This window comes from Marinobacter iranensis, assembly GCF_029207565.1.
GTDB classification, from domain to species: domain Bacteria; phylum Pseudomonadota; class Gammaproteobacteria; order Pseudomonadales; family Oleiphilaceae; genus Marinobacter; species Marinobacter iranensis.
Genome location: NZ_JANCMW010000007.1, coordinates 156,195 through 173,841 on the forward strand (window position 1 = coordinate 156,195; position 17,647 = coordinate 173,841).

Sequence of the window (17,647 nt, forward strand, 5' to 3'; positions counted from 1 at the left end):
ACAGGGATCCGGTTTTCCGGGTTCCGGATTTCACGATATCGGCCGCCGGGTTCCCGTCCCGATAACGGCATTGGCGACAGAGGGTTTGCAACGATGGAAGATAACCGCAACAAAGCACTGAGCGCAGCACTTAGCCAGATTGAACGCCAGTTCGGCAAGGGCGCCGTCATGAAAATGGGCGACCAGCCACGGGAAGCCATTCCTGCGGTTTCCACCGGCTCGCTTGGCCTGGATGTAGCCCTGGGTATCGGCGGCCTGCCTTACGGTCGGGTTTGTGAAATCTATGGCCCGGAGAGCTCCGGTAAAACCACGTTGACCCTCCAGGTCATTGCCGAAGCCCAGAAAGCTGGCAAAACCTGTGCCTTTATCGACGCAGAGCACGCCCTGGATCCCATCTACGCCGAAAAGCTGGGCGTGAACGTGGACGACCTGCTGGTTTCCCAGCCGGATACCGGTGAGCAGGCGCTGGAAATTGCGGACATGCTGGTTCGCTCCAATGCGGTAGACATCATCATAGTCGACTCCGTGGCGGCGCTGACTCCGAAAGCCGAAATCGAAGGCGAAATGGGCGACAGCCACGTTGGCCTGCAAGCCCGCCTGATGTCCCAGGCGCTGCGCAAACTGACTGGCAACATCAAGCACGCCAACTGCCTGCTGATCTTTATCAACCAGATCCGCATGAAAATCGGTGTTATGTTCGGCAGTCCCGAAACCACCACCGGCGGTAACGCCCTGAAATTCTACTCATCCGTTCGCCTGGACATCCGCCGCATCGGTTCGGTGAAAGATGGCGATGAGGTCGTCGGCAACGAAACCCGCGTAAAAGTGGTCAAGAACAAGGTTGCCCCGCCGTTCAAGCAGGCCGAGTTCCAGATCATGTACGGCAAGGGCATCTACCACATGGCCGAAGTGCTCGACATGGGCGTGAAGGAAGGCTTCGTGGACAAGTCCGGCGCCTGGTACGCCTACAAGGGCGACAAGATCGGCCAGGGCAAGGCCAATGCCTGCAAATTCCTGGAAGAGAACCTGGAAATTGCCAACGAAATTGAAACCGCTGTGCGCGACAAGCTGATGCCCAAGCCGGTGAAGAAGGAAGCGGCTGAAGCGGCAACAGCAGACGCCAATGGTGAACTTCTCTAGGACATCACCGCTTGCTCTTCAAGATACTCCCAGAGGTGGGTGGCTACCGGTCCATGGGGCCGGTCGCTCCGACGACCGGCCACGAGTTCCTCCGTTACACCTGGAAAGTGGCGCCCGGCGATGGACAGCAGTTGGCCACTCTGTAGTTCTTCCTCGACCATAAATTCCGGCAGATGGCCCCATGCCATGCCCTGGAGAATGATCTCCTTCTTCATTTGGTGGTCGGCCACAGTGCACTGATGGGAACCACTGAGCACGAAATAATTGTGATCCCGGGGCTGGCGCGCGGTATCCCTCAGGATGCACTGCGTAAACCTTTTCATCTGGTCCGGTGTGATTGCATCAGTGATTGGAAAGCCCAGAAAGCCTGGTGCTACGACCGGTACCAGTGATATACAATCCAGATCCAACCATTCCAGCCTAGGGTCAGTTTTATCGACGTGATGGAAAATCAGATCTGCATCTTCTTCCAGAAGCCTCTCCATGGGCCCGGACACTGCCTCGAAGCGAAGTTGCAGGCGAGTGTTGGGGTGTGTTGCGAAAAACTTGCTCAATATGTTCAGTATCTGCGGGCGTGGACATAGATCACCAATAACCACACGCAACTCTGTTTCTTCCCCCATCGCCAGTTGCCGGGCGTGAAGAGAGAAGGACTCCGCTTCGTGCAGCAAGCGTTGTGCCCGGTCATACAGTGACATCCCAGCCTGAGTTGGTCGCACTCGATAGCCCCCTCGGTCAAGTAGTGCCATGCCAAACTGAGCTTCGAGCTTCCCCAATCCTGCGAAAACGGCGGCGTGGGACCGATTCAAGGTCGTGGCGGCGGCTTGAAAACTACCCTCTTGTATGACGGCTACCAGGCAGAGAAGGTCTTGCAGGGTGAATTTGTACATTGTCAGAAATTCCTTAGATGACCGTTCGAAGTTTGTAATATATTTCGATCAGGCACTCAACTAGCATTTTGGCTGAAATCCAAACCAGATCTACGCCAAAGGAGCTTTACATGTGCCGCACACTCACTTCTCTGTTCGCCAGCTTCGCTCTGTTCACTCCAATGCATCCCACACTGACACATGCCGGCAATATCCATCCCGGTCCAACCGGGACACAGTCTGCATCGACAAATATTCAGGGCCAAACGCCTTCCTTTTTCACAGCAGGTGATGAGACCCGCATTGCATATCGCCTTGATGGCCCTGCGGATAAGCCCGTGCTGGTTCTATCCAACTCCATCGGTACGGATTTGCATATGTGGGATGCTCAAGTCCCTGAGTTGACCAGGCACTTCCGTGTCCTGCGTTACGATATGAGAGGGCATGGGGCATCCGGTGTGCCAAGTGGCGCATATTCCATAGGTCGGTTCGGTCGCGATGTAATAGAGCTGCTTGATTCTTTGGGCATCGAGCGCGCTCACTTCCTCGGGCTTTCTCTGGGCGGGTACGTTGGTCAGTGGTTAGGAATTCACACTCCAGAGCGGATTGGCCGCCTGATTCTGAGTAATACAGCGGCATACCTTGGGCCAGCCGAACAGTGGGACGAGGCTATCGCCGCCGTACTGGAAGCCGAAGACATGAAGGAGACGGCCGAGAGGTTCCTGCTCAACTGGTTTCCGGCCCGGCTGCTGGAAGCGGAAAGCCCTGTCGTGGAAAGGTTCCGGAATATGCTGCTAGCGACAGACAGGCAAGGTCTCGCGGGCTCCTGGGCTATCGTTCGTGACACTGATATGCGCCGCACCATATCGCTCATCTCGCGTCCCACATTGATCATTGCGGGCGAGCATGATCCTGTGACCACTCTTGAGCATAGTGAACTTATGGCCGGGACCATTCCCGAGGCTCGATTAGTGGTTCTGCCTGCTACACATATGACAAATGTTCAGTACCCGGCGGAATTTCTGGAAGCGGTCGTGACTTTTCTCACCGATTCCGGAGGGAAGGGAATACACGTTAAAGCAGAATAATCATACACCTGATGTGAAGTCATGACTTCGCATCAGGTGTGGAGTGTGCTCTAAAGATCCAGGATGGCAACTGCGCACGCTCCAACCAGGGAAATCTCGCCATCAGCGCAATAACCACCAGCGCGAAAGTGAGCCGGGCCCACAGAATGCCGGAGAGGTCAGCCCCCAGAAGCATAATCAGTAAAGTATCTTCGATCAGGCTGTGACAGAGCCCGAGGAAACAGAGTGTCAGCAGGATGTCCCGAGGCGTCAGTCGACCCGAGTGCGCTTCTCGCAAGAGCAGGCCGGCCCCGAAACTGAGCCCCAGGGTAATGCCGATCACGGTGATATTGGCCGCCGCCGGGCCGATGCCTAGCAACCGCAACAGTGGGTAAAGCAGCTTGTGGACCAGTCGCTCGACGCCCAGCCAGCGCAGCAATCTGAGGAAGCCCATAAGCGCAAGGATCACCACGAAAATGGTGGCAAGAGTCGTGGCTTGACCTTGCAGCCAGGCTGCAAGCGTCGTGTCCCTGGCTGAGGGCTCCCACACTACATGGTTGGCGTACTGGAGCCAGTCGCCCAGCGAGTAACTAAGATGCAGCAGCCAGCCCAGCAACCAGGCACCGCCTACACGTAGCAGTAGTGTCAGCCACCAGGGCACGCCTGCCAGACGCGCCACTGCCCCTTCTATCGGTAGAGAATGCCCCACGGCCATCAACGTACCCAGCACCGTCACCTGTGCCACGGTCAGTGGCGTATCCCCCGTGACTTCGAAGAAGATGACCAGGCCGGTGTAGATGTTGGTCAGCAGCGTGGCTGCCCACACCAGACTCAGTGGCTCAGGAAGCCCCAGCGGTGACATTAAAGGCGCAAGCCATTGAGCAAACAACGCCGTTACACCCAGAACTTCGAGCGCCTTCATGATCAGCAGTGCTGGCACCATCACTTTGAGCAAAGTCCAGTAGACCGCCCAGGCTTCACAAGATGTCTGCACCGTCGTGCTAAGCAGTCGGGCTGGAAGTCGTTTTGTCATACGTACCTCACATCGTCGGGGAGCCAGCTGCTTACTTTACTCATGTACTGAACCAGACGATGGCGTTCTTGGCAGAAAACGGAAAGAATGTTGCCTTCTGCAGATAGAGAGGGAAATTTCCTGCATATGGACAGACTCGACCTTAGAATTCTTGATCAGCTACAGAGCGATGCCAGCCTGACCAACCAGATGCTGGCGGAGCGAGTTGGCCTATCCCCTTCAGCATGCTTGAAGCGTGTGCGTCGACTGAAAACACGAGGCATTATTCAGCGCGAGGTAGCAATCCTGGCGCCAGAAGCTTTCAGCGAAAGCCTGCACATGGTGGTGGAGGTAATTATGGCCCGGGATGAAAAATCCCTTTATCGCGATTTCGTTCGGCGGGTGGAAGCAGCACCAGAAGTCACCCAGTGTTATCAAGTGACGGGGGAGGTCGATTTCGTACTGATTGTGAACGTGCCGAACATGCAGGGCTACGATCGCTTTTGTGAAGACGTGCTCTATGCAGGGGGCGGCATGCACAAATTTCGTACGCTGATCTCACGTAAGCGCAACAAGTTTGAGACACGATTACCACTAAGCGTTTAGTCAGTTGGTTCCCAAAACGCAGACCACCGCTCATGAACCAACGTCTGCAAAGCCGGGTTTTCGGAGGTGTCGTCACCAGAAAAGGCCAGATCTGCCTCGGCCATGCCCGAGCAGGCACCGCCAAAACTGGCACTCAAGGCCCTTGTCGGATTCTGGAGAGGGCCCATGGTTCGTCGCTCAGGTGTTGCTCGATGAAGGCGACAAACGCGCGCACTCTCTCCGGCACCAGTTTCCGTTGAGGCATCACCGCGTAAATGCCAGTCTCGGCAATGGCATACTCTGGCAGAACGGGTTCCAGGCGCCCGGTGCGCAGGTCATCGGCTATATGCCAAACCGAGTGCTGGGCGATCCCCAACCCAGCGACGGCAGCATCCCGAAGTAATTCTCCCTGATTGCTCTGTACCCGTCCGGTGACTTTCACAGCGTGGGTCGTTCCGTTTTCATCGATCAACCGCCAGACGTCTTGCTGTCTTTGGCTTCCAGTCAGTCGCAGGCACTGGTGGTGGTTCAGGTCTACAGGTGTTTCAGGCCTTCCATGACGTTCAATGTAAGCCGGGGAGGCACAAAGGATGCGTTGGTTGTTGGCCAGTTTGCGTGCAACAAGGCTCGAGTCTTCGAGCATTCCTATACGGATGGCCAAGTCATAGCCGGAGGCGACGATATCGACCATCTGGTCGGTGGTGTCCACATGGAGTTCAACCTCGGGATAGCGTTCAAGAAAGGCTGGCAGAAGGGGCGAAATGTACTCTCGCCCAAAGGTTGAAGGCATGGTCAGTCGCAGGGGGCCGGCCACGTGAGCCAGGGTTTGCCGCATTCGGCAGAACAGTGTTTCCAGATCCTCCACCATGGCTCGGCCTTGCTCGGCGAACAGTTTGCCTTCCGGTGTTGCGTGTACCTGCCGGGTCGTCCGGTGCAGCAGCCGGGCACCAAGGTCCCGTTCCAGTCGCTTCAATCGTTGACTTCCTACAGCCGGGGATAAGCCAAGGCTGCGTGCCGCGGCACTGATAGAACCCAGGTCCAGCACGCGTAGAAACAGAGCCAAATCGTTGATGCGGTCCATTATTAAATTTCCATTGAAAATGAATCTGTATTTTGGCCGGTAATTTGATGCTACGCAAAGCGCTATTATCGGCTGCACAGTTACTGAGGAGGTTCAAATTATGGAATATCGTTACCTTGGCTCTTCCGGATTCAAAGTGCCTGCCTTGAGCTTTGGAGCAGGCACTTTCGGTGGCAAAGGCCCTTTGTTCAGTGCCTGGGGCAACACGGGCCCTGACGAAGCGAGGCGGTTAATCGACATCTGCCTGGACGCTGGTGTGAATTTGTTTGATACAGCTGACGTGTATTCGGATGGCGCGTCTGAGTCTGTTCTTGGTGCGGCTTTGAAGGGGCGGCGTAACAAGGTCATATTGTCGACCAAAGTCAGTTTGCGAACTGGCGATGGTCCGAATGATGTTGGTTCGTCACGACACCATTTGATACGCGCGGTCGATGCGGCACTGAGCCGTCTCGATACCGACTATATCGATTTGCTGCAGCTACACCATTTTGACGCCATGACTCCGGTCGAAAGTGTCATGTCGACCCTGGACGATCTGGTTCGAGCCGGGAAGGTAGGTTATATCGGCGCCTCCAATTTTTCCGGCTGGCAACTGATGAAATCCCAGGCCGTTGCTGACCGCTATGGTTACTCGCGTTTCGTGGCCAATCAGACGTACTACTCGCTGGTTGGAAGGGATTACGAATGGGAGCTTATGCCCTTGGGCCAGGACCAGGGGCTGGGCGCGCTGGTATGGAGCCCGCTCGGCTGGGGGCGCCTCACGGGGAAGATCCGGCGAGGACAGCCGCTCCCCCCCAACAGCCGTCTACACGAGACTGAAAACTTTGCACCCCCGGTGGAACAGGAGAGGCTTTACCGAGTTGTGGATGCGCTGTATCAGGTTGCTGAGGAAACCGGCAAAACGGTGCCACAGATAGCAATCAACTGGTTGCTGCAACGACCCACTGTATCCAGTGTGTTGATTGGCGCCCGCAATGAGGAACAGCTAAAGCAGAACCTGGGCGCGGTCGGTTGGCAGCTCAGTCCCGAACAGAGTGCCGCGCTTGACGCCGCCAGCGCCGTGGTACCGCCTTACCCCTACTATCCCTATTGGAACGGCCAGTTCGCCGAGCGTAGTATTGGGCTGCTGTCAGGTGTCTAGGATGCAGGAGGACATGCCAGTACGCCTTTAAGGGTGACAATATCGACCTGGGCAAGGCCAACGCCTGCAAGTTCCTGGAATAGGCCCTGGAGATCGTCAGGGAAATTGAAGCGGCGGTGCGCGACAAGCTGATGCCCAAGCCGGTCCTGGTCACTTGCGAAGAGGTCCTGACGTCGCAACCAGTCTGGAGAGTCCTATGCGTCAGCCTCTCTTTGCAGAAGTGCGCGCTTGCGTTCAATTCCCCAACGATAACCAGAGAGTTCGCCATTCCGGCGCACGACACGGTGGCAGGGGATTGCTACTGCCAGCGGGTTAGCCGCACAGGCTCGGGCAACCGCCCGCGCCGCAGCCGGCGAGCCGATGCGCTCGGCAATCTCTGTGTAGCTCGCGGTTGTGCCGACAGGAATCTCGCGCAGCGCCTGCCAGACACGTTGCTGGAAGGCCGTGCCGCGAATGTCCAGGGGCAAGTCAGTGCCTAGGGCGGGATCGTCAATCAGACCGATCACCTGGGCAACCCAGTTCTTAAAATGGCTGCCACCGGCATCAAGTTCGGCTTCGGGGAACTGGTCCTGGAGGTCGTGGATCAGGGTGTCGGGGTCATCCCCCAGAAGAATGGCGCAGACGCCGCGTTCGCTGCATGCCACCAGGACTGATCCCAGTGAACACTCGCCGAGGGCAAACACGATGGCGATATCCCGACCTCCACGCTTATAGGCCGTCGGTGTCATACCGAGCATGGCGTCGGCGTTTTCGTAGAAGCGGCCGCTGGAGCGGAAACCGGCACTGTGGATGGCCTGGGTAACGTCGCTGTCCTGATCGCTCAGCGCCTCGCGAACCCGTCGCGTCTGATGGGCCATGGCATAGGCTCGGGGAGTGAGACCGGTGACAGCTTTGAAGCGGTGATGCAGATAGGAGGGGCTCAGATCCACTTTCTCCGCCAGTTCGATCAAACTGAGGGATTCATCGGCCTGTTCAATGATCCGGCAGACCCGTTCGACAAGCGCAGCAACCGGTGAAGGAGAGGAAGTATCCGGAACGCAGCGCTTACAAGGGCGGTACCCCGCGGCCTCGGCGTCCTGTGGGCTGTCATGGAAGGAGACATTCTCAGGCTTCGCCTTGCGTGACGGGCAGGAAGGCCGGCAGTACACGCCGGTGGTGAGCACTGCGTATACAAAGGTGCCATCTGCCGCGGCATCGCGCTGCATCACCGCTTGCCATCGTCTGTCACGCTCGGTATCCACGGGACTGTTTACCATGATGAAGGTCATTCCAGTGTCCTCTTATTGTGGGCTATGCGCCCAGTAAAGGACACCTGAAGAGGCTACGCACTCCGCTTCTGGTTTTGCAATTTCATAACGCTGACTTCAGACATAAATGAACAGTCTGTTAGCGCTGCACCGTTCAACCGCTGCCCTAAGGCCTGCGGTGTCACGCCAGCCCCATCTGTGGCCACCGGGAGATCAGGTACTCCTTGAAGATCTGGGTCTTGGCAAGGGGGGACCTGCCTGACGGCCAGACGACATGCACCGGAACCGGTGGACGTTCAAACGGGGTCAGGACAAGTTCTACCTGGCCGGTATCGACGAGATGGCGGATTTGCCAGAGCGGGGAGAAGCCAAGGCCCAGCTCATGCTTCACGGCCGAATAAATCGCTGTCATCGTATTGGCCCGGAAGGGGCCCGACACCCGGACGGGTTGTACCCTGCCGTTGATCTGGAACATCCACTGGTCCGGGTTTCTGTCCACTGTCCTCTGAATACAGGCATGTTGGTCGAGATCGTTGGGGTGTTGAGGGCGGCCGTGGTGCTCGAAATAGCCAGGAGCGCCGAATACCACGCGACGTAGCCCGCCCAGTCTTCGGGCTTTCAGGTCAGAGTCAGGCAACTCGCCAATGCGTACTGTCAGGTCGAGATTCTCTTCCTCAAAATCAGAAAACCGGTCGGTCAGCTTGAGTTCGACGTTGATCCGCGGATAGCGATTCATGAATTCCGCAATGATGGGCATCAGGTAAATAGGCGCGAATAATTCGGGAGCTCCGACACGTAGTAATCCCGACGGCTCGATACGGCTGTTGCTGGCTTCCAGTCGAGCTTCCTTGATTTCCTCGAAGGCGGGTTTTATGCGGCGATAGAAAGCGAGCCCTGCTTCGCTGGGGGTAGAGCGCCTTGTGGTGCGTTCCACCAACTGGATTCCGAGATTCCTCTCCAGGGCGGCCAGGGCCCGGCTCACCGATTGTACGCTGCGATCGAGCCAGCGGGCCGCAGCCGTCAGTCCCCCTTGTTCAACCACCCCAATGAAGGCTTCCAGATCTTCCAGGCGTTCCATTTCACTTTACCGATTTCCGACAAGGTGATTCACATTTTAGGGGGATTATCACCTTTCATGAAGAGTGTATGATCACCGCAACTAACCTACAGAGCCATTGAAGGAGATCGAAAATGATGAATTCGACCCCTACAACCCGCACCTGCCCCACGGTCCTTGTCGTTGGCGCGACGGGACATTTCGCGGGCCTGGTGGTACCGGCACTGGTCGAACGTGGGGTTCGGGTGAGAGCACTGATTCGAGACCCGGACAAGGCTTCCATGGCACGTCACCGTGGTGCCAGAGAAATCGCGGTTGGCGATTTGCGAGACAGGCAGAGCCTGGCCCGAGCCATGCAGGGCATTGATGGCGTTTTCCATCTTGGGCCCGCTTTCGTGCCCGACGAGGTCGAGATGGGGGTCACGCTCGTTGAGGTGGCGGAGGAAGCAGGAGTATGTAAGTTCGTGTTTTCGTCGGTGATCCAGCCGACGAACACGCAGTTGCCAAACCACACGGCCAAGATTCCCGTTGAGACGGCCCTGTTTACGTCGACAATGGATTACACAATTCTTCATCCAGCCAACTTCTTTCAGAACATCGGAGCGGCCTGGCCCGCCGTCATTGAAGATGGCACCTTTGGCGAGCCCTTTCCGACGACATCGCGAGTCACTCGCGTCGACTATCGAGATGTCGCAGAAGTGGCTGCCATCGCCCTGACGGAGGATCGTCTGGCCTATGGCACCTTCGAGCTGTGCGCCACGGACAAACTGAATCGCGAGGAAGTCGCTGTACTCATGAGCCAGACACTTGGCCGGCGTATTGAAGCGACGGCTCCCGACTTCGAGTCCTGGTTCAAGCGGACGGCCTTACCCTATGACAGGAATCAGCAACGACTGCTCGCCAACGTTCACGCCCATTACGCCAATCATGGCGTTGGTGGTAACGACTTGACGCTGCGTACGATCCTGGGCCGACCGCCACGTTCCCTGGAGGCCTATATCAGGGAACTGGCCCAGGGAACCAGCAAGTGAGGCGCCTGTTGGGCTGACAAGTCCTCCCTGGCGTGGATCGGTCAACATTCACCGTGAATTAGAGGAGCACAGGTATGACCATTCCCCAGAACTCTTCGTCTGGAAAGATCAGAAAACTTCCGCCGCGCTACAATGCGATCGTGATGCCCCTGGCACTTTCCATTCTGATGTCTTGCATCGTGTCCGGCATGTCGACCCTGACCAGCGTGGGATTCTCCAGCCACTTCTTTTCGTATTGGATGGATGCGTGGCTTTTCTCCTGGCTGGTGGCATTTCCCAGCCTGTTACTGGTGCTTCCCCTGGTACGCCGGATTGTCTCGGCGCTCGTTCGCCAAGGGTGAGTATCCTGCTTCTAATTCGATCTCAAGAAACGGAGTGTTTCGGTTTGTCTGCTCTGCAAGAGTTGGTGTCGGAGCCGCAGGTTAGAGCGCGGTTCCTTCCGTCAATTGATATGGGAGATGAACCATGCAGACACTTCAAAACAAGGTGGCCATCGTCACTGGTGCCAGTTCCGGTATTGGCCGTGCGACAGCACTTCTGTTTGCCGGTGAAGGGGCAAGGGTGGTGCTCGGCGCCCGTCGTCGGTCAGAGCTTGAGCAGGTTGTGGAGGAGATTGAGACGTTGGGCGGCGAAGCCATTGCCGTGGTCGGCGATGTACAGGATGAAGAGCACGCCAGGGCTTTGGTTGAGACGGCCGTCGACCATTTCGGCGGCCTAGACATTGCATTCAACAATGCCGGAATAATGGGTCGAATGGTGCCAACTTCCGAGCTGTCGCGCGAAGACTGGGACAGCGTGCTCGGAACGAACCTGACCGGGGCTTTCCTGGGAGCAAGGCAGCAGGTGCCGGCCATCATGGAACGGGGTGGTGGCTCACTGATTTTTACCTCAAGTTTCGTGGGCCACACGGTCGGTATGCCCGGGTTAGCCGCCTATGCATCGAGCAAGGCCGGCATCATTGGCCTTGCAAAAACGCTGGCTGCCGAACACGGTGATAAGGGCCTGCGTGCAAACGCCATACTTCCGGGAGGAGCGGACACGCCAGCCAACATGGTGAATGCCCCAGAAACGACCTCGGAAGTTCGGGACTTTGTCGAAGGGTTACATGCCCTCAGGCGCATCGCCAGCCCCGAGGAGATTGCGCACGCGGCGCTTTATCTGGCATCTGATGCCTCAAGCTTCATGAGTGGAACTGCGATGCTTGTAGACGGAGGGCTTTCTATTAACAGAACTTGACCACTCACCGCACCGTGGCTTAGGGCTTACGGTGCGGTTCAAGGCCTCTGGGTATGGCGGGTGTTTTGGCTTCTCCCAATTCAGGGTTTAGCGCCAAGCTTCTTCCTGTACGCATTGTGCGCCCGGTCACACCGTCACGACAATCTTGCCAATTTGTTGGTTCGACTCCAGGAAGCGATGGGCTTCAACAATCTGCTCGAATGGAAATGTCTTCGCGATGACCGGCTCCAGCGCCCCCGATGCTAGCCCGCTAAGGACAAACGCCTTGGCAGCCTCCAGCCGAACTGGATCACCGATGATTTCGTGGATTAGGTAACCACGTAGCGTCAGGCTCTTGGTCAACACGTTGAAGAGTGGGAACGGCGTGGGCTCCGGACTCAGGGCACCATATTCGATAAGGATACCGCCCCGCGACATGGCTGCTGTAAGAGGCTCATATATAGGGCCGCCAATCGGATCAAACACCACTCGCACACCGTCGGGGCCGGCAATGTCTGTCAGCCGGGCTTCCAGCTCTTCCTCAGCTGAGGCGATGACATGTGCCGCGCCGAGATCAAGCAAGGTCTGCTTCTTGGCCGAGGTTCGTGTGACCGCAATCGGGGTTGCGCCAACCATATTGGCAATCTGGATTGCGGCAAGTCCGACGCTGCTGGATGCCGCAGTGATAACGATAAAGTCGCCTTGGCCGAGTTTGGCAATATCGATTATTGCACCATAGGCGGTGACATATTGCATCCAAACCGCCGCTGCCATTTCCCAACTGAGGGTTGTCGGATGCTTCACCACAAGCTCGGCCGGAAATGTGGCAAGCTCACCATAGGCTGGCCATCGCACCATTGATCCCGCTGGTATGACGCTCACGGCATCACCGGGTAAAAGGCCCTCCACACCGTCTCCGACCGTTTCTATATTACCCGAAGCCTCAAAACCAAGGCCCGAAGGGAAAGTTGCCTCCTCAATATATGAACCTGTCCGCAGCATCACTTCGGCCCGATTCAAACCGAGCGCTTTGACCCGGATCTGAACCTCACCTTGACCTGGCCCGGGGATATCGACATGTTCGATACGCAACACCTCGGGGCCACCCAACTCATAAAAACGAATGACACGTGCCATCTGATATCAACTCCTAATTAATTGGTTTTAATAAGTTGTACCAGCAGGCATTTTTTGGATAAATGGGCGCTCAGGTAAAACAGTAGAAACTGAGGGTTCCTAATTATGGACCGCCTTACCAGCATGACCGTATTCGTTAAAGCCGTCGATCTAGGCTCATTCGCCGCCGCAGCAGCTGCGCTTGATGTATCGGGGCCTATGGTAGGCAAGCATGTCAGGTTTCTTGAGGAACGCCTGGGCGTTCGTCTGCTAAATCGCACCACACGCCGCCAGAGTCTCACGGAATTCGGGCGCGCCTATTATGAACGCTGCCGGGTAATCCTCGCCGAATCTGAAGCTGCAGACGCACTCGCCTCTGATCAGTTTTCAGAGCCACGCGGTAAGCTACGCGTCACCATGCCCACGCTGTTCGGCCGGCATTGCGTTGCTCCAGCCCTGCTGGAACTCGCGCAACAACACCCCATGTTGGAACTTGACCTTTCCTTTAGTGACCGCATCAGCAATCTGGCGGAGGATGGCTACGACCTCGCCATTCGCACCGGCATCCTGGCGGATAGTACCGAAGTGGTAGCTCGCCGCGTCGCCAGCCAACGCATGGTCGTTTGTGCATCACCCTCCTATCTTGAAGCCCATGGCCAACCACGACAGATAGAAGATATTCCCTCACATCACGGCATCATCTACAGCCGCTCGGGCCGCCTGCTACCATGGCAGTTTCCACGTCACGGCCAATCGCCGCTGGAAGTCACCCCTCTCAACCGCATGCGACTCGACGACCTAGCCACAATCGCCGATGCCGCAGCAGTTGGCATGGGACTCGCTTGGCTCCCAAGCTGGCTGATACGCGATTATCTCAAGGCTGGTACGCTGGTCCAGCTTCTACCAGACCAACCTGAACTCCTCTATGACGTGCATGTGCTATGGCTACGAACACCTCGGTTAACGCTGAAAGTCCGCGTTGCCATCGATGCTCTGATAAGCGGACTGCCAGGGTACATGGAGTAGGATTGGCAGGAGACAATGGGGAAGTTGTCGAATGACAGTTCATGGGGAGGCTTTTCAAAGTGGGATGACCATGAGTCATATTTTTGGCACTCTGGCTTGGTAGATGCCAGAGTGAGACGTTTCCCCAATTATTGTAAGGTCAGAGGATAGGGTATGCCCGAAAACAGGAAGCTTCTGATAGTCGCCCATGCCCCCTCCCCGAATACCCTCAAACTTCGGGAAGCGGTAGAGCAGGGCGCAAAACACGAAGACATCGAGAATGTCGAGGTGACCGTGCTTCCGCCACTGGAGGCTGGCCCCGAAGACGTTCTCGCCTGTGACGCCATCATTCTTGGTACCACCGAAAATCTCGGTTACATGAGTGGTGCGCTAAAGGATTTCTTTGACCGCAGCTACTACCCCTGCCTTGAGAAAACCCAGGGCTTGCCCTTCACCTTCTACATCCGCGCTGGCCTTGACGGCACTGGCACACATCGCGCCATCGATTCCATTACTACGGGCCTGCGTTGGCGCCTGGTGCAGGAGCCTCTGCTGTGCCATGGGGAGTATCGGGACGAATTCGAGGATCAGTGCCGCGAACTGGGGCTCTACATGGCGGCTAGTCTGGATGCCGGGTTGTTCTAGAAAGACTCAGCTTGCGTAGCGGCTGTACAGGCCTTCAATGCGGGAGAGGGCGTTGTCGACAGCCCTTGAATAGCCCTTCTTTTCAAAACAATAGCTGAACTGGATGCTCACCCGGAAGCCTGTCTGGAAGGGCTGGCAACTGATCACCTGGGCAGCCACCCGGGACTCGCGAATGTACTTGCCGTCGAAATCCATATAAAGCCGCGCACCCACTTCCACGGGCCTGGGGCACAGCACCGCCATACCATAACGGTTCAGGTCGAGGCAGGTTACTGCGGTTGAGTTCTTCCCCCGACCAAAAAAGCCACGCTCCTGCAGTTGCACTTTCAGGCACTGGGCGGGATAGCGGTCCTTGATTCTGCGGTCTGCGGAATCACTCATCATACGCTGGCATCCATTGCTTATTTGTGGTTGTTATTGGCCCGTTCATCCACCGGGACGTTGAAGTTTAGTTCCCGCGTCGGTGACTGAAAAATGACCAAACCGAGAACTGTGACGGGGTTATCAAATTCACGGCTGCGGTACGGAGGGGCTGAAACCAAGCCCGTAATGACATTGCATTCAGGCCTGGGTGCTTACCAGGCGGCCCCTGCGGTCTTCAGTGGGCGCTGCCTGCCCGGTTTTCGGATTGAGCAGGCGGGGGCTGCGTCTGGAGCGCTTTTTGCGCCGATCCGGCCCTTCAAAAGCCACTTGGGCCCTGCGCCTGTCTGGTTGCACCCGTCGGTCTCCTTGCGGTTTTTCCGGGGAGGGCGCCGCTTGTTGTGGCTGCGGTGCCGTAAAGGGTTTGCGTTTCCGCAGTGACTCCAGCACCGTCAGTGGTTGCGACTGATTCCGGTAAATGTCCATCTAATGAGTGTCCTGCCTTCAGGTTGAGCCCACGGTAATTATGCCGATTGATCAATTTATCGACAAGTTGGGCTAAATCTTTAGCCAGAGCGCGACAGGGAGGGCCCCAGATTCTACAATGACCGGCCATAACCAAATGCTTTCATACCGTTACAGGACCGAACCTTGAAGTCACTGTCCCTGAACCAGCTCTACAAAGCCTGTGTTTTAAAAGATTTACCGTTCAAGACCACGCGACAACTCGAGCCCCTGGCGGAAATCGTTGGCCAGAACCGGGCGCAGGCGGCGGTACGTTTTGCCCTGGCCATGCCCCATGGTGGTTACAATGTCTATGCCGTGGGCCGTAATGGCCTGGGCAAGCGCACCATGATGCTGCGTTACCTGGAGCATCATGTGGACACCGAGCACCAGAGCCACGACTGGTGTTACGTGGCCAATTTCGAGGAGCCGCGGATTCCCCGGGTTCTCAGGTTGCCGGCCGGCAAGGGCACTGAGCTCAAGCAGGACATGGAGAAGTTAATGGGGCGTCTGATGAAGATGATTCCCCAGACCTTCGACAGCGACAGCTTTCTTGAGCGTGCTGAACAGCTGAAGAACGAATACGTCAAAAAGCAGGAAGATGAACTGGAGAAGGTCGCCGCACAGGCAAAGCGGAAGAAGGTCAGCCTGAATATCACGACCCCGGGTGGCTATCGACTGGTAGCGATGAACGGCGAGGAGCCCCATACCGCCGAATCCTTTCAGGCGCTGACCGAGGCGCAGCGGGAAAAGTTTGAAAACGACATCAACAAGCTTGAGAAGAAACTGCGCCAGGCGCTACGTAAACTGGCGGACTGGGAGCAGGAATACGCCGAAAGCCAGCAGGCCCTCAACGAGGAAACCCTGGAAGGTATTTCAGGGCACCAGATTGATGAGTTAATCGAGAAATACAAAGACCTGCCTGATGTGGTCAATTATTTTGAGGAAGTGCGTAAGGATCTGTCAGAAAGCCTCGAAATCTTCCTGGAAGACAATGAAGAGCAGGCCGCCATTGCCTATGCGTCGCTGGACAAGAAAATGCCCCGGCGCTATCTGGTCAATGTACTGGTCCACCAGAAAACCGATGAGGTGCCGGTTGTGGTGGAAGACAATCCCACCTACCACAACCTGTTTGGCTACGTGGAAAGCGTGACCTTCAAGGGATCGGTGTTTACGGACTTCTCGCTCATTCGTCCCGGCAGTATCCATCGTGCCAACGGTGGCTATCTGCTGATGGATGCCATTAAAGTGCTGGAACAGCCGTTCGTTTGGGACGGATTAAAGCGTGCCCTGCGCTCCAGATCCATCCAGATCAATTCGCTGGAACGGGAACTGACACTGTCTGGCACTATCTCATTGGAGCCGGAAGCGATTCCGCTGGATGTAAAGATCGTGCTGTTCGGCGACCGTGAAACCTGGATGTTGTTGCAGGAATACGACCCTGAGTTTGCCGAGCTGTTCCGGGTGACAGCAGACTTCGAGAACGAAATGATGCGCACGGATGAGAGCCAACTGCTCTACGCCAAGTTCATCGCCAGTCTGGTCGATGAGAAGAAGCTGCTCCACTGCAGCAACAAGGCGGTGGCCCGTGTAATCGAACACAGCGCCCGTATGGCGGAGCACCAGGACAGACTGTCACTGCATGCGGCGGATATTGCCAACCTGTTGCGTGAATCGGACTACTGGGCCAGGCAGGCGGGGGCGAAACTGATTCAGAATTCCCATGTGGACCAGGCACTGGAAAGCGCCCGTTACCGTAGCAGCCGTATTCGTGATCAGTTCTACGACTCCATCCGTGATGGCACCACGCTGGTATCCACCGCCGGCACCTGTGTGGGGCAGGTGAACGCGTTATCGGTGCTGTCGACAGGCGGGTTCGAGTTCGGCCTGTCCAACCGTATTACTGCCACCTGCTATTATGGAGATGGCGGTGTGATGGACATTGAGCGGGACGTCAAGCTGGGTGGCAACATTCACTCAAAGGGCGTGATGATCCTCAGCTCCTGGCTGTCCGCCCATTTTGCCGTTACCGACCCCATGCACCTGTCGGCCAGCCTGACGTTCGAACAGAACTACGGAGAAGTGGACGGCGACAGCGCTTCGCTGGCGGAATTGTGCGCCCTGGTGTCCGCGCTTTCCGGTCTGCCGGTGAGACAGGACCTGGCCATTACCGGCTCGGTAAACCAGTTTGGAGAGGTTCAGCCCATTGGTGGCGTGAACGAGAAGGTTGAGGGCTTTTACAGCACCTGCAAACTGACCGGGGATCTCACGGGTACCCAGGGTGTGATCGTCCCTTCAACCAACGTGCAGAACCTGATGCTTGAGCAGGACGTCGTCCAGGCGGTTCGGGATGATAAGTTTGCAGTTCATTCGGTCAGTCGCGCCGAGGAGGCAATCACACTGTTACTCGGCAAGCCAGCTGGCAAGGCGGATGACAAAGGCAGGTACCCTAAACAGAGCGTTTTTGGCATTATCCAGCAACGTCTGGAGAAAATGCGGGAGCATGAGCGTCAGGAACATGCCCGGGACGACCACAAAGATCCGTCGATTCACTGAGAGCGTTCGGCGGTAA

Annotated in this window: 18 protein-coding genes and 1 pseudogene; 11 read left to right on the top strand and 8 right to left on the bottom strand. The window is 56.7% G+C overall.

Annotated elements, in window-relative coordinates; translation table 11 throughout:
• Positions 1–93 precede the first annotated feature (93 nt).
• Positions 94–1,140 (top strand): recombinase RecA, encoded by a 1,047-nt coding sequence (recA, locus tag NLU14_RS12710; RefSeq protein ID WP_275707083.1) that lies wholly within the window; start codon positions 94–96, stop codon positions 1,138–1,140.
• On the opposite strand, the gene NLU14_RS12715 is transcribed toward recA, so the two are convergent.
• Positions 1,137–2,030, bottom strand: coding sequence for a LysR family transcriptional regulator (locus NLU14_RS12715; protein ID WP_275707085.1), 894 nt, complete (start codon positions 2,028–2,030; stop codon positions 1,137–1,139). The two genes, recA and NLU14_RS12715, sit on opposite strands and share 4 nt — an antisense overlap.
• A gap of 110 nt (positions 2,031–2,140) precedes the next feature.
• Between NLU14_RS12715 and pcaD the strand changes: the two genes are divergently transcribed.
• A complete protein-coding gene (gene pcaD, locus NLU14_RS12720; protein WP_275707087.1) occupies positions 2,141–3,097 on the top strand; it encodes a 3-oxoadipate enol-lactonase in 957 nt (318 codons plus the stop codon).
• Between the two features lie 19 nt (positions 3,098–3,116).
• Here pcaD and NLU14_RS12725 read toward each other — a convergent pair whose 3' ends face one another.
• Positions 3,117–4,109 carry a nucleoside recognition domain-containing protein gene (locus NLU14_RS12725; RefSeq protein WP_275707089.1) on the bottom strand — a complete coding sequence of 331 codons (993 nt, stop codon included), beginning with the start codon at positions 4,107–4,109 and terminating at the stop codon, positions 3,117–3,119.
• 126 nt (positions 4,110–4,235) lie between these two features.
• Here NLU14_RS12725 and NLU14_RS12730 point away from each other — a divergent pair, with 126 nt between their 5' ends.
• Complete coding sequence (locus NLU14_RS12730) at positions 4,236–4,694, top strand: Lrp/AsnC family transcriptional regulator (protein WP_275707091.1); 459 nt, start codon at positions 4,236–4,238, stop codon at positions 4,692–4,694.
• A 133-nt stretch (positions 4,695–4,827) separates the two neighbouring features.
• On the opposite strand, the gene NLU14_RS12735 is transcribed toward NLU14_RS12730, so the two are convergent.
• Positions 4,828–5,754 carry a LysR family transcriptional regulator gene (locus tag NLU14_RS12735; protein WP_275707093.1) on the bottom strand — a complete coding sequence of 309 codons (927 nt, stop codon included), beginning with the start codon at positions 5,752–5,754 and terminating at the stop codon, positions 4,828–4,830.
• A 100-nt stretch (positions 5,755–5,854) separates the two neighbouring features.
• Here NLU14_RS12735 and NLU14_RS12740 point away from each other — a divergent pair, with 100 nt between their 5' ends.
• Both NLU14_RS12740 and NLU14_RS12745 read left to right on the top strand, forming a co-directional pair.
• Complete coding sequence (locus NLU14_RS12740) at positions 5,855–6,895, top strand: aldo/keto reductase (protein WP_275707095.1); 1,041 nt, start codon at positions 5,855–5,857, stop codon at positions 6,893–6,895.
• 20 nt (positions 6,896–6,915) lie between these two features.
• A pseudogene (locus tag NLU14_RS12745) lies at positions 6,916–7,041 on the top strand (recombinase RecA); the annotation flags it as partial.
• Positions 7,042–7,089: 48 nt separating this feature from the next.
• Here NLU14_RS12745 and ada read toward each other — a convergent pair.
• Entirely contained in the window at positions 7,090–8,163 is a 1,074-nt protein-coding gene (gene ada / locus NLU14_RS12750; protein ID WP_275707097.1) for a bifunctional DNA-binding transcriptional regulator/O6-methylguanine-DNA methyltransferase Ada, read from the bottom strand.
• 160 nt (positions 8,164–8,323) lie between these two features.
• The gene (locus tag NLU14_RS12755; protein WP_275707099.1) at positions 8,324–9,220 is read right to left on the bottom strand and encodes a LysR family transcriptional regulator; all 897 of its coding nucleotides are present in this window, start codon (positions 9,218–9,220) and stop codon (positions 8,324–8,326) included.
• 113 nt (positions 9,221–9,333) lie between these two features.
• Here NLU14_RS12755 and NLU14_RS12760 point away from each other — a divergent pair, with 113 nt between their 5' ends.
• The 3 genes from NLU14_RS12760 (at position 9,334) to NLU14_RS12770 (ending at position 11,466) form a co-directional block, all read left to right on the top strand.
• Entirely contained in the window at positions 9,334–10,230 is an 897-nt protein-coding gene (locus tag NLU14_RS12760; protein ID WP_275707101.1) for an NmrA/HSCARG family protein, read from the top strand.
• A 74-nt stretch (positions 10,231–10,304) separates the two neighbouring features.
• The gene (locus tag NLU14_RS12765) at positions 10,305–10,571 is read left to right on the top strand and encodes a DUF2798 domain-containing protein (RefSeq protein WP_275707103.1); all 267 of its coding nucleotides are present in this window, start codon (positions 10,305–10,307) and stop codon (positions 10,569–10,571) included.
• Positions 10,572–10,695: 124 nt separating this feature from the next.
• A complete protein-coding gene (locus NLU14_RS12770; RefSeq protein WP_275707105.1) occupies positions 10,696–11,466 on the top strand; it encodes an SDR family oxidoreductase in 771 nt (256 codons plus the stop codon).
• A 126-nt stretch (positions 11,467–11,592) separates the two neighbouring features.
• On the opposite strand, the gene NLU14_RS12775 is transcribed toward NLU14_RS12770, so the two are convergent.
• On the bottom strand, positions 11,593–12,582 hold the full coding sequence (locus tag NLU14_RS12775) for a zinc-dependent alcohol dehydrogenase family protein (RefSeq protein ID WP_275707108.1): 990 nt from the start codon (positions 12,580–12,582) through the stop codon (positions 11,593–11,595).
• Positions 12,583–12,705: 123 nt separating this feature from the next.
• Between NLU14_RS12775 and NLU14_RS12780 the strand changes: the two genes are divergently transcribed.
• Positions 12,706–13,587: a LysR family transcriptional regulator gene (locus NLU14_RS12780; protein WP_275707224.1), complete on the top strand. Its 882-nt coding sequence runs from the start codon at positions 12,706–12,708 to the stop codon at positions 13,585–13,587.
• A gap of 153 nt (positions 13,588–13,740) precedes the next feature.
• Positions 13,741–14,211, top strand: coding sequence for a flavodoxin family protein (locus NLU14_RS12785; protein ID WP_275707110.1), 471 nt, complete (start codon positions 13,741–13,743; stop codon positions 14,209–14,211).
• 6 nt (positions 14,212–14,217) lie between these two features.
• On the opposite strand, the gene NLU14_RS12790 is transcribed toward NLU14_RS12785, so the two are convergent.
• Both NLU14_RS12790 and NLU14_RS12795 read right to left on the bottom strand, forming a co-directional pair.
• Positions 14,218–14,595 carry a PilZ domain-containing protein gene (locus tag NLU14_RS12790; protein WP_275707112.1) on the bottom strand — a complete coding sequence of 126 codons (378 nt, stop codon included), beginning with the start codon at positions 14,593–14,595 and terminating at the stop codon, positions 14,218–14,220.
• A 177-nt stretch (positions 14,596–14,772) separates the two neighbouring features.
• Positions 14,773–15,057: a hypothetical protein gene (locus tag NLU14_RS12795; protein ID WP_275707115.1), complete on the bottom strand. Its 285-nt coding sequence runs from the start codon at positions 15,055–15,057 to the stop codon at positions 14,773–14,775.
• Positions 15,058–15,222: 165 nt separating this feature from the next.
• Between NLU14_RS12795 and NLU14_RS12800 the strand changes: the two genes are divergently transcribed.
• Positions 15,223–17,631, top strand: coding sequence for a Lon protease family protein (locus NLU14_RS12800; protein ID WP_275707117.1), 2,409 nt, complete (start codon positions 15,223–15,225; stop codon positions 17,629–17,631).
• Positions 17,632–17,647: the final 16 nt, after the last annotated feature.